Source organism: Bacillus sp. UMB0893 (genome assembly GCF_002858905.1).
GTDB lineage: Bacteria > Bacillota > Bacilli > Bacillales > Bacillaceae > Bacillus_P.
On record NZ_PKLB01000003.1, the window covers coordinates 372684 to 388992 of the forward strand.

The 16309-nt window shown below is 39.3% G+C and carries 13 protein-coding genes and 1 pseudogene; all 14 read right to left on the bottom strand.

The features are described 5' to 3' along the window. Window positions 1-67: 67 nt before the first annotated feature. Window positions 68-466: a cytosolic protein gene (locus CYJ36_RS09755; RefSeq protein WP_224773411.1), complete on the bottom strand. Its 399-nt coding sequence runs from the start codon at window positions 464-466 to the stop codon at window positions 68-70. 142 nt (window positions 467-608) lie between these two features. Beyond that, window positions 609-989: an adenosylmethionine decarboxylase gene (speD, locus tag CYJ36_RS09760; protein ID WP_070877709.1), complete on the bottom strand. Its 381-nt coding sequence runs from the start codon at window positions 987-989 to the stop codon at window positions 609-611. Window positions 990-1598: 609 nt separating this feature from the next. Further along, the gene (locus tag CYJ36_RS09765; protein ID WP_101567069.1) at window positions 1599-2621 is read right to left on the bottom strand and encodes a glyceraldehyde-3-phosphate dehydrogenase; all 1023 of its coding nucleotides are present in this window, start codon (window positions 2619-2621) and stop codon (window positions 1599-1601) included. Between the two features lie 123 nt (window positions 2622-2744). After that, window positions 2745-3350 carry a dephospho-CoA kinase gene (gene coaE / locus CYJ36_RS09770; RefSeq protein ID WP_101567070.1) on the bottom strand — a complete coding sequence of 202 codons (606 nt, stop codon included), beginning with the start codon at window positions 3348-3350 and terminating at the stop codon, window positions 2745-2747. 18 nt (window positions 3351-3368) lie between these two features. Continuing rightward, complete coding sequence (ytaF, locus tag CYJ36_RS09775) at window positions 3369-4004, bottom strand: sporulation membrane protein YtaF (protein ID WP_101567071.1); 636 nt, start codon at window positions 4002-4004, stop codon at window positions 3369-3371. Between the two features lie 65 nt (window positions 4005-4069). After that, the gene (gene mutM / locus CYJ36_RS09780) at window positions 4070-4894 is read right to left on the bottom strand and encodes a DNA-formamidopyrimidine glycosylase (protein WP_101567072.1); all 825 of its coding nucleotides are present in this window, start codon (window positions 4892-4894) and stop codon (window positions 4070-4072) included. A gap of 12 nt (window positions 4895-4906) precedes the next feature. Next, window positions 4907-7537 carry a DNA polymerase I gene (gene polA, locus CYJ36_RS09785; RefSeq protein WP_101567073.1) on the bottom strand — a complete coding sequence of 877 codons (2631 nt, stop codon included), beginning with the start codon at window positions 7535-7537 and terminating at the stop codon, window positions 4907-4909. Between the two features lie 506 nt (window positions 7538-8043). After that, on the bottom strand, window positions 8044-8979 hold the full coding sequence (hflC, locus tag CYJ36_RS09790; protein WP_101567074.1) for a protease modulator HflC: 936 nt from the start codon (window positions 8977-8979) through the stop codon (window positions 8044-8046). Beyond that, entirely contained in the window at window positions 8969-9946 is a 978-nt protein-coding gene (gene hflK, locus CYJ36_RS09795; protein ID WP_101567075.1) for an FtsH protease activity modulator HflK, read from the bottom strand. Before hflK ends, hflC begins: the two co-directional genes overlap by 11 nt. A 208-nt stretch (window positions 9947-10154) precedes the next feature. After that, window positions 10155-11915 (bottom strand): two-component system histidine kinase PnpS, encoded by a 1761-nt coding sequence (gene pnpS, locus CYJ36_RS09800; RefSeq protein WP_101567076.1) that lies wholly within the window; start codon window positions 11913-11915, stop codon window positions 10155-10157. Then, window positions 11908-12626: pseudogene (locus CYJ36_RS09805) on the bottom strand (winged helix-turn-helix domain-containing protein). Before CYJ36_RS09805 ends, pnpS begins: the two are co-directional and overlap by 8 nt. A 530-nt stretch (window positions 12627-13156) precedes the next feature. Then, window positions 13157-13633, bottom strand: a complete 477-nt coding sequence (locus CYJ36_RS09810) for a MaoC/PaaZ C-terminal domain-containing protein (protein ID WP_101567077.1) — start codon at window positions 13631-13633, stop codon at window positions 13157-13159. 88 nt (window positions 13634-13721) lie between these two features. Further along, window positions 13722-14660, bottom strand: a complete 939-nt coding sequence (mdh, locus tag CYJ36_RS09815) for a malate dehydrogenase (RefSeq protein WP_101567078.1) — start codon at window positions 14658-14660, stop codon at window positions 13722-13724. A 71-nt stretch (window positions 14661-14731) separates the two neighbouring features. Continuing rightward, window positions 14732-16000 carry an NADP-dependent isocitrate dehydrogenase gene (gene icd / locus CYJ36_RS09820; protein ID WP_101567079.1) on the bottom strand — a complete coding sequence of 423 codons (1269 nt, stop codon included), beginning with the start codon at window positions 15998-16000 and terminating at the stop codon, window positions 14732-14734. Window positions 16001-16309 lie beyond the last annotated feature (309 nt).

Genomic DNA, 16309 nt, shown 5'->3' on the forward strand with positions numbered 1-16309 from the left:
CAGCTCCAATCCACAAGCATCAAGGTTGTTCTTTTATTTTATGAAAATAATCTTTAAGCAGCAAGAATCACTTTGAATGCAGTCCTGTACCTATAAACGGAAGAGCTTTATTCAGCTTCTCGTAGGCTTCTATAATTAGTTTGCGGCTAAAGCCAAAATCAGATGCAAGTTTTGTATCCGCTGATACATTAAAATCAATGGCCGTTTCATAAGGTCTCACTGAAACAATGGTTACGGTCATCAATGCTTTTTTGGGTTTTTCAAAAACAATGCATATCTCGCCCCGCTCTTCTGATACAGAGGTAATAGAGACTCCAGGCTGTCTGCTGAATACGTTTTCAACTGCTTCAATCGCTTTTTTAGCAGTTATTTTGTAATAATGGCTTTTTAAAGCTTCATCATAATGATTCTCTGATGTTTCCTGATCTTTCGAAAGGAACGTCTTCATTTTTCTAAGCATACTCATAATCGGCGTAAAGCTCCTTTACTAGATTCTCTCAATATGTATATCCTGCAATATCTGCGGTTTTATTCATAACTTTCACTATAAAATAAGAAAAAGAGGTGCAGTTCGCACCTCTTTTATTTTACATTAAAATCAATCATCATTAAAGAGCTTTTACTTGAGCTTGTTTAACTTGTACTGGACCCATGCCGCGAGGAATCTCAATATTCTCACGCGTTTGCGCACCAAGAGCTTCCGCAATATAGTCTGCAGCAATATTCGGATTTAAGTCACCGCATGTATATACATCGATGCTTGCATATCCGTGTTCAGGAAAGCTGTGAATTGTTAAATGTGATTCAGAGATAATAACAACGCCGCTTACACCTTGTGGAGCAAATTTATGAAAGGCAACCTCGCGTACTTCGGCACCTGATTTTAAAGCAGCATTTACAAACGTTTTCTCAATGTATTCCATATCATTCAGTTTATCAAAATCGCATCCCCATAATTCTGAGATGACGTGACGTCCCATTGTTTCCATTTTTAATGGATCCCCCTTTAGCAAAATTAGTTTACATGAATTCTTCGCAAATGGTTTGTTCAACTACCACGGGGGAAAGTTAGTCCAAAGAGGTCCTAACCCTTTAAGTAGCCACAAGGCCGTGCTTAATAAGAAGTTCACGAAAAATAGTATACTTCCTTTAGTTTATTTTTGCAACAAACTTTTTTCGAAAAATATGAAGCTCTTAATTTCATAAGAACCGCAGTGCCCGCTATTGCTCATTTTGTTTTACTTGCCTATTTTTAAGCAAAAGCGTTGGCGTTATCTTCTAATTTTTCTATTTCTGATGATATTGGCATTTTTATACTATATTTTCAATAAAATCCTTTTCAGCACAAGATTACTCTTTTTGGGGATTGGATCGATATATTTTTCAGTTTTAGACTGTAAATTCCTGTTTGGTAATAATTTTTTATTTTTATATTCACTTTATCCTGATTTACTATCTTGAAAGCGACTCTAATAATCCGACCCGAGGCCATTTTTATCCGGTAATCTTCATTAACGATCCGAAATGGAGTTCTTATTATCTGTACTTTGAGACAATAAAAAACAGGCTGACAGCGCAGCCTGTTTTTGAATCCTATATTATACAGCTGATAATCGCTTCATTTTTGAAGCGACGAATTGGACTAAATCAACGACCCGGCATGAGTAGCCCCATTCATTGTCATACCATGCAAGGACTTTTATTTTGCGGTTTGCCATGACCATTGTCGATAATCCATCAATGATTGCTGAATGAGGATTTGTGTTAAAATCAATGGAAACGAGCGGCTCTGTCGTGAAATCAAGGACGCCATGAAGGGATCCGCTTGCAGCTGTCATAAATGCTGAGCTGACTTCTTCAACTGTTACGTCTCTTTTCACATCGACTACAAGATCAACAAGGGATACATTTGGCGTCGGAACTCGAAGCGCCATACCGTGCAGCTTCCCTTGCAGATGAGGCAATACGAGTGACAGCGCTTTTGCTGCTCCTGTCGTTGTCGGAATAATCGACTGGCCGCATGCTCTTGCTCTGCGCAAATCTTTATGAGGATTATCTATATTTTTTTGATCGTTTGTGTAGGCATGTACAGTTGTCATTAATCCATTTTCGATTCCAAATTGCTCATCAAGCACTTTTACAACTGGTGCCAGACAGTTTGTTGTACAAGAAGCATTTGAAATAATAACATGCTGATCATGATTGTAAGCCTCTTCATTTACACCCATCACAACCGTTATGTCTTCATTTTTTCCAGGTGCTGTCAAGACGACTTTCTTGGCTCCTGCCTGTACGTGATACATTGCTTTTTCTCCGTCATTGAATTTACCCGTAGCTTCAATCACGATGTCAATATCCAACAATCCCCAAGGCAATTCCCTTGGATCTCTGAAATTTAAAAGCTGAATTTTTTGCCCGTTTACGATTAAACACTCATCACCAGGAATAACTTCCCCATCGAATTTCCCGTGATTTGTATCATATTTTATCATGTGCGCCAACGTTTCAGCAGGATAGCTTGCGTTGATCGCCACAATCGATAAATTCTCTTCAAATATTGCTTTTCTAAATACCATTCTCCCAATGCGACCAAAACCGTTAATGGCAATCTTCGCTTTCATACCATTACCCCTTCCGGATTATGTGATATACTAATATATGCTTAATTTCATAATTAGTATATCACATTTAACTATAAATAGGATAATTAAAATGTTTTTTTTCAAAAAAAAAGAAATCCTGCCTCATATAGAAGCTAGATTCCATTTGTTCAGGAGCATTTCAAATTGTTTTTCCGTCTGTTCCAGCGATCCATTGTTGTCAATTACTTCATCGGCCATGTCTTTTTTATCTTGCAAAGGCAGCTGTGACTGAATTCGCCACTGTGCTTCTTCCTTTGTAAAATGATTTCGTTTCATCAGCCTCTCCAGCTGAACGTGTGGATCAACATAGACTACAAGTGTCACATCAGACAAATAAGAAAGCTTGCTTTCAAATAGCAGCGGGATATCGAGTACAACTGCAGGCTCATTTCTATTTTCTGCTTCTTCTTTTTGCTTGAGCATTTCCATGCGGACAGCAGGATGAACGATGTTATTCAATTTTTTCCGCTCCGTCTCATTTTGAAAAACAATCGTGCCTAATTTTTCACGGTCAATGGAACCATCTTCTTTTAAGATGGAAGGACCGAATGTATCTGTCACTTGCAGATACGCAGGTTCTCCTACTTCAACTACCTGCTTGGCGATCAAGTCTGCATCAATAACTGGTATGTTTTTTTCCTTAAACATATTTGATACGGTGCTTTTTCCGCTTGCAATTCCGCCTGTTAATCCTATCGTCAACGTCATTTCCAACCCCACCAATCGCTATAGCTTCCATATTCCTAACACGATCAGCAGCACTCCCGGTAAAAATGAGAGTTTATCCATCCAGCTGAATCGTGAAAATAGATGTCCGGATTTAATACCTAACGCAACAAAGAGTGAACTCATAACTGCCACTAATAGACTCATCATGATCGGTGAATACCCTAAAAGCGCTGCACCAATTCCCGCTCCGAAAGCATCCAAAGACAGCGCGAATCCCAGCAGCAAAGCCTCGACTCCAGTAATGGTCCCAGACTTATCAATATCCGCCGCAGCCGGACGGCTTAAGATATTGATCACAATCCCGAACGATTTAATTTCCAAGTTAAGCAATGTTTTCTCTGATTCTTCCTGTGTCATTTCTTTTACCGGCTGGAAAAATTGATACAGCACCCAAGCACCGATCGCAATTAATATCATACCGCCAAGCTTTGAAGTCAGGCTGTGCGGGAGAAATGAAGTGAGCAAGTGACCGACTCCCATTGCCAAAAGCAATGTGACTGCTGAACAGCAGGCAATAATTATAATTGATTTAAATGGCATGCTCATTCTTCTTAAACCATAGGTAAAGCCTACTGAAAAACTATCCAAACTTACTGCAAATGCTAATAATATGAGTGATGCAGCTGCAACCATAAACCATGCCCCTTCCGAAAAAAAGCTACGGTAGTATATGACAATGGCCTATTGGTTGTTAATGATTAGCTTTGGCAGTCCCCGCAATAGTGGGTGCCCCTTCCTCCAACAGCTGTTTTTGTTAATGTCTTTCCGCAAATTTTACAAGGTTCATTCGTTCTGCCGTAAACGAATAAATCAAGCTGAAACATTCCAATTTGTCCCTGTGTGTTCACATACGATCTGATTGTGCTCCCGCCTTTTTCTACAGCGTCTTTAAGTGTTAACACAATCTCGCGGTGCAGCTTTACCAATTCTTCCTCTGTTAACTCATTAGCAGGCCTTTCGGGGTGTATGCCTGCTCTGAATAAAGCTTCATCGACATAGATATTCCCTAGTCCAACGACAGCTTTTTGATCAAGGAGGACAACCTTAATTTTTCGATTTGTCTTTTGAAGCTTATCATTTAAATATTGAACGGTGAAATCATCTGATAATGGTTCGATTCCAAGTTGTGATAACGGAAGAGTCATTTCTTCCTCGCCCTTTTTAAACAGATGCATCGTTCCAAACTTGCGGACATCTTTATATCTCAGTTCTGTACCATCTGTCATCGCAAAAATAACATGTGTATGTTTTTCGACTGGATCAGAATTTTTGTAGAGTCCGTATCTGCCTTCCATTCTCAAATGGGAAACAAGGACATAATCGTCAAGGATAAACTTAAGAAATTTGCCCCGTCTCCCTACGTCATTAATCGTCTGGCCAATAAGCTCATCCTGAAATTGTTCTGTCACATCAGGTTTTTTTATGATTTTTGGCCAATGAATGTAGACAGCGGCAATTGTTTTTCCTTTTACAAGCTCGATCAGTGTTCTTCTTACTGTTTCTACCTCTGGCAACTCAGGCATCCTATCACTTCCTTATTTTGCGTCATACCATGATGGACCAAACGAATAGTCAACCTTGAGCGGCACTTTTAATTCAACAGCATGCTCCATCACCTGAGGCACTAATTTTTCAAGCTTTGCAATTTCATCTTTTGGCGCTTCAAAAATCAATTCATCATGAACTTGAAGCAATAATCGCGTCTTCAGTTTATGTTCTTTGAGCTGTGCCGCCATATCAATCATTGCTTTTTTAATAATATCTGCCGCACTTCCTTGTATCGGCGTATTCATCGCCGTTCTCTCAGCAAAACTCCGTACATTGAAATTCCTGCTCGTAATCTCGGGGATATAGCGGCGCCGCTGAAGCAGTGTTTTGACAAACCCGTTTTGTTTCGCTTCTTGAACACTCTCTTCCATATACTCTTTAACGCCTTCAAAGCTTTCAAGATAGCGTTTTATGAATTCTCCAGCTTCTTTGCGGGTAATATTTAAGCTTTGGGATAACCCATAATCGCTTATGCCGTATACAATTCCGAAGTTAACCGCCTTCGCTTGCCTTCTCATATTAGATGTAACTTCGCTTGCTTCAACGTGAAAAACATCCATTGCTGTTTTCGTATGAATATCAAGATCATTTTGGAAAGCCTCAATTAAATTGATGTCTCCTGCAATATGGGCAAGCACTCTCAATTCGATTTGAGAATAGTCTGCTGCAAACATTACCCAGTCCTTTTCTGATGGAACGAAAGCCTGACGGATTTTACGTCCCTCCTCCAATCGAATTGGAATGTTTTGCAGATTCGGATCTGTAGAGCTTAAGCGGCCTGTTTGCGTTAATGTTTGTACGTACCTCGTATGAACTTTATTTGAGTCATGATGTACAACTTTAAGCAATCCTTCAATATATGTTGACTGGAGCTTGCCCAGCTGACGGTAATGCAGAATTTCTTGAACAATTTCATGCTTGTCTGCAAGCTTTTCCAGAACGTCTGCTGATGTAGAATATCCCGTTTTTGTCTTCTTTGCGGCTGGCAGCTGAAGCTTATCAAATAAAATGACTCCGAGCTGTTTCGGAGAATTAATATTGAATGCTTCACCAGCTAATCGATGAATTTTTTCTTCAAGGTCTATTAACCGCTCAGTTAATTGATGCCCCATATTTTTTAAGCGATCCACGTCCACAGTAACACCAGTCGCTTCCATATCAGCCAAAATTATCGATAAAGGCATTTCAAGATCCTGATAAAGCTCAAGCTGTTCATTTTCTTCAAGCTCAAGCTGAAGCTTTTCTCTTACCATTTTTAGAGCAATGGCTTTGCGCACTAAATGTTCTGCAAGTTTTTCGCTGTCAGGAATTCCCCGTTTAGCACCCTTTCCATAAACAGCTTCATTCGACTGAACGATATGTATACCTTTATGGCGTGCCACACTTGCCGCATCATCAAACGATTGAGAGGGATCCAGTATATATGCAGCAAGCAAAACATCAAATTCAACTGCATTCAGATCAATGCCCTGCCAATGAAGCGCTACAATCGATTGTTTAGCATCGTAGACGGTTTTGCGCTTTGTATCATCTGAAGCCCATTTTGAAAACTTCTCTGATTTTAATGCTATATCCGTAGGTACGTAGAAGTTACCATTATCATTTACGATGGCAAGACCAATGATTGAACTGTTATGATAGTTTTCTTCCAATACTTCCACAATCAGCACAGCTTCATCAGTAAGGAGATCGTCTGTTATTTCTTCAACGATTTCAAACTGAACGTCCTCAATCGGTTCTTCCTCAATTTCAGCCTCTGCTCCAAGCTTATCAAGTAAGGAATTAAAGCCAAGTTCTTTGTAAATCCCGACTACTTTTTTTACATCATAGCCTTCGTACAAGACATCGGATAATGTAATTTCAATAGGTGCTGCACAATTAATCGTTGCAAGCTCCTTGCTCATAATCGCTTGATCTTTATTTTCCTCGAGGTTTTCTTTTAATTTTTTTCCGCTCACGTTTTCTAACGATTCCAGCAGCAATTCAAGTGTTTCGTACTCCTTTAAAAGCTTAATTGCTGTTTTTTCACCGATGCCCGGAACACCGGGAATATTATCAGAGCTATCACCCATCAGCCCTTTCATATCCACAATTTGAGCTGGAACAAGACCATATTTCTCCTGAACAAAATCTGGTGTATAAGAATCGACATCTGTAATGCCTTTTCGAGTAATATCAACTGTAATATGATCAGAAACAAGCTGTGTTAAATCTTTATCTCCTGAGATAACCTTCACTTCGAATCCATATTGCTCAGCCTGTCTGGAAAGAGTTCCGATTATATCATCTGCCTCATAGTTCGGGAGCTCATAGCGAGAGATGCTGTATGCGTCCAACAGCTCGCGGATAAATGGAAACTGCTCAGAAAGTTCCGGCGGAGTCTTTTGGCGCCCTCCCTTATATTCTTTGTACGTCTCATGGCGGAATGTAGTTTTCCCTGCATCAAACGCTACAAGAAGATGAGAGGGCTGTTCATCCTCAAGAATTTTCATTAATATCATTGTAAAACCATATATAGCATTCGTATGTACGCCTTTATCGTTATTCAGCAGCGGCAATGCGAAAAAAGCGCGGTAGGCAATGCTGTTCCCGTCAATTAGAACGAGTTTTTTGGTCATAATAAACCTCCTTTTCAAGCTTAAATAACTTCAAAAACCATTAAATTATTGCTTAATATTAAAGACTCTTTTCAAAATAAAGTTGCTCAACAATCGAATTTTGCGTCTAATCGAAGTACAATCAAGTGAATTAGCAGAAAAGAGCACGAAGCTATATTCGAAAGGCTGTATTCGCATTGATTGTTGTTTATGGGTATAAATTTGCCCGTTGCTTTCCGCGGTCCGGCTGGGAGCCTCCTCGGCTATGCCTGTGTGGTCTCCCATATCCCTCTATTTCCCGCAGGATTCAAGTGCCTTCCGCTCCAACCCACTCAAAGTTTATAATCATTTTTTCTAAAAGCAACAATCTTTACGAAAAGAGCCATACGAAAAAACAACAATCTATACAAACAAAGCAATATAAAAAAACCCAAGATTTCTCCTTCTCTATTCTACCATGAGAGGCAGAGAGAAATAAAATCAAGGGCTGTTGATTTTTCAGAAGTAATCTGAGCTTGAAGACTTGCTTACTCCATCTCACCCATCAGCGTTTTTGCATAAGGCGAGTCAAACGGCATAATAATCACCGTTTCATCATTAATCGTTTTCTTATAGGATTCTAGCGTGCGATATAGCTCATAGAATCCAGGGTCTTTTGAATAGGATCCATTGTATACTTTAGCTGCTTCTTGTTCCCCCTGACTTCTGATCACATCTGCTTCCGCTGCAGCTTTAGCCAGCATTTCTTTAACTGTACGGTCTGTTTCAGCAATGATCGTGTTTTTCTTAGCATCTCCCATTGATAAGTATTCCTGCGCAGTTGATTGACGTTCTGAAATCATTCTCGTGTAAACAGATTCTTCATTATCTGCAGGCAAGTCTGTTCTTTTAATGCGAACATCTGTCACACTGATGCCATACCCATCTTTCTCAAGCAGAGAGTTTACGATATCTGTCACTTTATCATTTATGCTGCCCCTGGATGATTTTTCATCATTAATAATTTCATCGTAATTCAGCTGTCCAAGTTCAGAACGAACGGTCGAGAACGTAAATTCCGCCATTTTTGTTTCAGCATTTACAAGTGTCCTTGCATTGGCAATTAGTTTTTTCGGATCATCAACTTTCCAGACCGCATAGTTATCTATCAAAATTCGCTTTTTATCTTTCGTATTAATTTCAGCTTCTTCTACGTCGTATGTCATTTGATATTTAGGGATAGAAGATACAGATTGAACAAAAGGAACTTTCACATGCAAACCTGGTTTTTCAATAATCTTTACCACTTCTCCAAATTGGCGAATGACTTTATATTCATTCTCTTTTACAACAAATAGGTTCGCAAAGAGAAGGATGGCCAGTACAAGCGTTAAGACGATCCAAATACCTGCACGGAAATACTTTCGGTACCCGCTAAAGTCCCTTCGCTGCTCTTTCATATTCACTATATTATCATTGGCCATCTTTTTCACTTCCTTCTTCTTCAGCTTTAGGCTTCACTTCTGTTTGTTTTTGTAATTCACCAATCGGCAAGTACTTCATTGTGTTTCCGTCATCTTTCATGAAATAAATGCTTGCTCCCGGCAGCACTTGATCAATGGTTTCAAGGATTAATCTCTTTTCAGTGATGCCTTTTGCATTCTGGTATTCAGCTAAAACAGCATTGAAGTTCGCGACATCTCCGATTGCTTGCTGAGTCCGTGCCGTTTTATCTCCTTTAGCTTTAGAAATCAGTGCATTCTTTTCTCCTTCAGCTTCCTGTGTGCGCTGATTTTTATATTTCTCGGCTTCATTTATTTTCGTATTCATCGTTTCACGTGCACTCGTTACGTCTGTAAAAGCTTTTCGAACCTCATCATTCGGAAGATCTACATCCTGTAATTTTACTGCAAGGACTGAAATTCCGATATCGTATTTTTCTAGCAGAGAGATTAATAGCTCTTGAACTTGCTCCTCAATTTCTACCTTTCCAGAAGTAAGAGCATCGTCAATAATGGAACTTCCAATAATACTTCTTAAAGATGCTGAAGTGGCATCATATAAGATTTCCTGTGGATCCTCTGAATTAAAAAGATATTTTTCCGGATTGGTAATTTTCCATTGCACAACCATATCCGCTAAGACAATATTTTCATCCCCTGTAATCATTTTTGTATCCTTCGGAAAGGATTTGACATCTCCTTCTTTTTCTTCATAGCCAAATTGCAGGGAGAACGTTTCCTTCGATAATTTTTCTACAGATTGAATCGGCCATGGCATCTTAAAGTGAAGACCTGGTTCACTAATGCCCTCTTTCACTTCTCCAAATGTAATAATCACCGCCTGATCGGATTCATCGACCGTATACCAGGTTGTAAATGCTAATATAGCAAGAAGAATGACTACTAAAACAGCTCCAATAATTGTATAAATGCGTTTGATGCTAACCATACTCTCTGCCCCCTTTTCACCTTCACAATTATTTACGAAATTTCCATGAAAAGGTTTCATTTATATAACCTTTTCTAAACAAAAAAAGGGACGAGAACTGGAGTGTTCTCGTCCAAAAGATTGGCTCCTTGGATGAAGGGGTTTTCACTTATTATATTATCAGTACATTATTAAGCAAAATTAAATGTGATGTAAATATAATGTAAAACTATTCAACTAGCTGCTCTTTATTTAGTTTTACAGTAAATGTAGTTCCTTCACCAACAGAGCTATTTACAAAAATCTGACCTTTATGCGCTTCAATCAAATGCTTCACGATGGCAAGACCTAGTCCAGTACCGCCTGAATTTCTGCTCCTTGCTTTATCCACCCTGTAAAAACGTTCAAAAATCCGCGGAATTTCTTCTTTTTCAATTCCTACACCAGTATCGCTAACGATAAAGGTAACGTGCTTTTCCCCGTCTTTTAAGAACACATTGACATTGCCGCCTTTAGTTGTATAGTTCAATGCATTGCTTATAAGATTAATAAAAATTTGTTTCAGCCGGTAGTCATCGCCATATACATACAGTTCTTCAGCATTTACATGCAGCGTAAGACTGATTTCTTTTTCTTCTGCTCTGCTTCTGAGCATTATAATGACTTCTTCAAGAATTTCCTTTAGATTGCAGTTTTGAAGGTTAAGCTTAAAGCCTTGCTGTTCAATTTTTGATAAATCGAGCAAGTCCTGAATCAGAGTTTTCAGCCTGTCGCTTTCCTTCAAAATGATTGATAGAAAATATTCAAGTGTTTGCCGGTCTTCAAGTGCACCATCAAGCAAGGTCTCGGTAAACCCTTTAATGGAGGTGATTGGAGTCTTTAGCTCATGCGAAACATTTGCTACAAAGTCTTTTCTCATTTGTTCCAGTTTTTTCAGTTCAGTTATATCATGAAAAACGAGGACAATGCCTTTCCATTCATCGTTTGTGCCTATAATTGGAGCTCCATACACCTCGAAATGCCTGCGCTCAATTTTCAGCGGAAGATGAAGCTGTTTTCGAGCCTTAATTTCCGTCATAAAAATGTGTTCTACTAAATCAATGATTTCCTGATGTTCAAATGCTTCATAATAAAGTTTATATAAAAAATGAGTGGATTCAATATTAAAGAGTTCTTTATAGGCGCGGTTTACAAGATTGATATAGCCCCGTCCATCGATTAATATCAACCCGCTGCCCATATTTTCAATTAAAGTCTGCAGACGATCCTGCTGCATTTCCTGGGCACGATTCATATCCTGCAAATTCCTTGCCAGCACATTGATCGATTGACTCAGCATTCCTGTCTCATCGAGATGATCTTCATATGTTCTAGCCTTATAGTTGCCCTTAGCAAGTTCCATCGCAACTTTTGTTGCAGATTCAATCGGTCTTGTGTACCGAGATGTAATTCTGACAGCGAGCAAAAGAATAACAATCAAAGCAATTCCTAAACTTGCAACGAGAAGCCCCCAAATTTGCTGATTGATTTTCTTTAATGAATTTTCAGTAGAGGTTAGCACTATGTAGCCTTGCTTCTCATCATTTTCTATGATGGGCAAGCCATAATAATAGAGATCTTTTTCATCAATATTCAGTTTGAAGCCTTTTTGCGAATTGCGATGCTTCAGCAGAATCTCTTTGGCAATAGCGTCATGGTTCTGCCGAAACGTACCGGCATCATTTAATACATTGCCGTTTCTGTCATAAATCGTAATATGCGAATTTATCGCATAGCTGTATTTTTGCAAAAAAGAATTAAAATCTGATGAGGCTAATCCTTTTTCCTGGATCATTAATTCTGTTACCTTCGCTTCTTTTTCCACATGTTCCTGAAAAGAACTTGTATAGTAACTGCCGAAAATTTGTCCGAGCAGAAGTCCAAGTCCAATCAGGACAGCAATTATTAGTGTGATGAGTGCAAATATTAGGCGTGAACGAAACCTAGTCATCCATTCTTGGCTCCTCAAGCTTGTAGCCTAATCCGCGAATGGTTTTAATATAAAGTGGTTTTTTTGTGTTTCTTTCGATTTTTTCACGCAAGTGGCTAATATGAACATCTACAATGCGCGTATCTCCTGCAAAATCATAGTTCCATACCGCACTCAGCAATTGGTCTCTAGTCAGGACTCTCCCTTTGTGTCTAGCCAAATACACAAGCAATTCAAACTCTTTCGGAGTAAGCTCAAGGCGTTCATCACCATAATACGCTTCATAATGTTCAGGGAGGATTTTCAGATCTCCAATCATCATTCTTTCTGACGTATCAACCTCTTTAGTATCTGTTTCTGCTGACACTTGTGTTCTTCTTAAAATAGCCTTTACCCGTGCAACAACTTCTCTTGGGCTGAAAGGCTTTGTCATATAATCATCTGCGCCGAGTTCCAAACCAAGCACTTTATCAAATTCATCATCTTTAGCCGTAAGCATTAAGATCGGAACCATGATTTTTTTTGTCTCAGCTGTTTGCAGACTTCAATGCCATCCATCTTTGGCAGCATAAGATCAAGAACCATTAAATCGGGTGATTCGTTTAATCCTTTTTGAAGACCTTCTTCTCCATCGATTGCTGTAATTACTTCAAAACCTGCTTGAATAAGATTATATTGAAGCAAGGTTAAAATTGATTGTTCATCATCTACGACTAAAATTTTCTTACTCATATAAGCCTCCACCAATAGTTTTACCCCAAGCGATCCAAAACGCTTTTTCTCTTTTTCTATCTCCATTATAGAGGATAGAAGCAATTGAACAAACGTTTTCTTTTGGATTCGTGCCGTTTTAGCTGCGAAAAAAAGTTTTCTTTTTATTATAATGACCTAATTTGAGCAACAAATTCCAATCTTTGCAGAGAGCAGGCTCATGAATAGACAGATGCTGTTACGCCTGATTTTCAGCAAGTATTTTTTAAACTTCGGGGTTTCGTGGAATTAACTTTATTATCCTCATTTTTCTGAAGGCTGTTTTCGCATTGATTGTTGTTTTAGGTGTTTAATTATACCCGTGGATTTCCGCTGCAAGGCACTTGCTTTCAGCGAGGAGGGATGGGAGCCTCTATTTCCCGCAGGAGACAAGTGCCTTCCGCTACAACCCACTTAAGGTTTAACCATTTTTTCTAAAAGTAACAAACTTTACGAAAAGAGCCTTTCTGAAAAATAAAAACCAGCAACCATTTAGGGTGCTGGGATTAATTTTAGAAATTTTCGAGAGCATTTCCGTCCATTGAAGTCAATTGAACTGGCGGCATAACAGAAATTGTTCCTTCAATGACCGTTGCTTCTTTGTCATTCAATGCTGTGACATGCAGCGTGATTTGATTATCTGACGTATTGACTTCTGTCACTTCAAAGAAAAATTGGATCATGCTGTAGTGATAAACAGGTTCTGGAAATGATATAGATTGCTTTAAAATATGGCTTCCGGGTCCAGGCAAATATTTTGAAACAGCGGATGTAATGATTCCTGTCAGCATAATACTTGGGACAATCGGTTTTTCATAGGGTGTTAATGAAGCATAGTCATGCTGAATGTAAAGCGGATTCGCATCATTCGTCAATCCAAGATACAAGAGCAAATCTTTATCTTCAATCTTTTCGGTCAACGTTAATTTCTCACCTGCTGTGATTTCGCCGACTTGCCTGCCAAGCTTTCTTTTTTTGCCAAGCAGCATCCATAAACACCTCCCTTTTTTGAAAACGTTTACAATAATTGCTTTAAAGATGTTAGAGATTTCTCCCCAACTTCTTAGGATATTTCTTTTACGAAAGAACCTTCATAACGCTTTTCACAGATTCAGCAGACTTTGCTAAAGCTTCTTTTTCATCATTTTTTAATTCAAGTTCGATAATTTGCTCGAGGCCATTTCCGCCAAGAATAGTTGGAACACCCAAATAAATTCCATTAAAGCCATACTCACCTTCTAAGTACACAATCGCAGGAATAACGCGGCGCTGATCTTTAAGAATAGCTTCAGACATTTCTACTAATGAAGCTGCTGGAGCATAATACGCGCTTCCATTTCCCAGTAGATTAACAATCTCCCCTCCGCCTTTACGAGTTCTCTCAACAATCGCTTCTAAACGATCTTTAGGGATGAGTGTTTCAAGAGGAATACCGCCTGCATAAGAGTAACGCACTAGAGGCACCATATCGTCTCCATGTCCGCCAAGAACGAAGCCTGTTACATCTTTCACAGAAAGATTCAGCTCCTGAGCAACAAATGTACGGAAACGGGCTGTATCCAGAACGCCTGATTGTCCGATTACACGGCTTTTCGGGAATCCAGATTCTTTGTAAACTGTATATGTCATTGCATCAACAGGGTTTGTTAAAACAATGATAATCGTATTTGGGGAATATTTTACGATTTCATGTGTAACGCTCTTCATGATCTTTTGATTTGTCTGGACAAGATCGTCACGGCTCATGCCGGGTTTACGTGCAATGCCCGCTGTGATGATGACGATATCAGAATCAGCTGTGTCAGCATAATCGCTTGTTCCAGTAATGTTAGCATCAAATCCTTGTACTGGGCTTGCTTCAAGCATATCCAAAGCTTTCCCTTTAGTAGGATTCTCAAGCTGCGGAATATCTACTAATACAACATCGGAAAGTTCTTTTTGAGCTAATAAAAATGCTGTTGTAGCACCAGTAAAACCAGCACCGATAACTGAGACCTTTTTACGTTTCATACCCATTCAAAACATCCCCTTTAACTAAGTATAGTTAAGGCTATTTTTCAAGTGAAAAATAGCCTTAACCTGTTTACTTACATTTTGCTGATTAAAGCATCCGCGAACTCAGAGCATTTTACTTCTTTAGCACCGTCCATTAAACGGGCAAAGTCATACGTAACCACTTTATCTGAAATTGATTTTTCCATCGCGTCAACAACTAATTTAGCTGCTTCATTCCAGCCTAAGTGCTCAAGCATTAACACACCAGATAGAATAACAGATGATGGATTTACTTTATCAAGACCTGCGTATTTTGGCGCTGTGCCATGCGTAGCTTCAAAAATAGCATGTCCAGTTTCATAGTTAATATTAGCTCCCGGAGCGATGCCAATTCCGCCTACTTGAGCAGCAAGTGCATCAGAAATGTAATCTCCATTTAAGTTCATTGTTGCAACTACGTCAAATTCACGAGGACGAGTCAAGATTTGCTGTAAGAAGATATCTGCAATTGAATCTTTGACGATGATTTTGCCTGCATTTTCTGCATCCTGCTGTGCTTTGTTCGCAGCATCCTTGCCGTCTTTTTCAACGATTCGGTCGTATTCAGCCCAAGTAAATACTTGATCGCCGAATTCTTTTTCAGCTAATTCGTAGCCCCAGTTCTTGAAAGCACCCTCAGTATATTTCATAATATTTCCTTTATGAACTAATGTAACTGATTTGCGTCCTTCTTTAATTGCGTAGTTGATGGCTGCACGCACTAAACGCTGTGTTCCTTCTTCAGAAACTGGCTTAATGCCGATTCCAGAAGTTTCAGGGAAGCGAATTTTATTAACGCCTAATTCATTTTTCAAGAAATTAATAAGCTTTTCAACTTCAACAGATCCTTTTGCATACTCAATTCCAGCATAGATATCTTCAGTATTTTCACGGAAAATAACCATGTCAGTATCTTCTGGACGCTTGATCGGAGATGGCACACCATTAAAATAGCGGACAGGACGCAGGCAAGTAAACAAATCAAGTTCTTGACGAAGAGCAACGTTTAATGAACGAATTCCTCCGCCGACAGGAGTTGTTAAAGGGCCTTTAATCGCAATGAAGTATTCACGGATAACATCTAGTGTTTCTTCTGGCAGCCATTCGCCAGTTTGATTGAATGCTTTTTCTCCAGCCAATACTTCTTTCCATGAAATTTGTTTCTCGCCATTGTATGCTTTTTCAACTGCTGCTTCTAAAACACGTGATGCTGCTGCCCAAATATCAGGACCAATGCCGTCTCCTTCAATAAATGGAATGACCGGGTTATTAGGTACGTTTAATACTCCATCTGTTACTGTAATTTTTTGTCCTTGTGTCAAAATAATTACCTCCTGTTATGTATTATTTGAAAAGCGGAACCGCCTGTTTAGCTCCGACAGACAGATAAGAAATCACCCGAAAAGTCCGGTTTTGACTTTTTAGGGGATTTTGTTCTGGCCGAGGAGTTAGGCGGTGGAGCTAGACATCGCAAGTAAAGCGGAACCGCCTGTTTAGCTCCGCTGGACAGATAGGGATCTGACGGGGAAGTCCGATTTTGACTTCATCGGCGGAACTGTTCTGGCCAGGGAGTTAGGCGGTGAGTCTGGATGCAGAATATTTCATACCTTCTGATCATCCAGGAAAAGGCT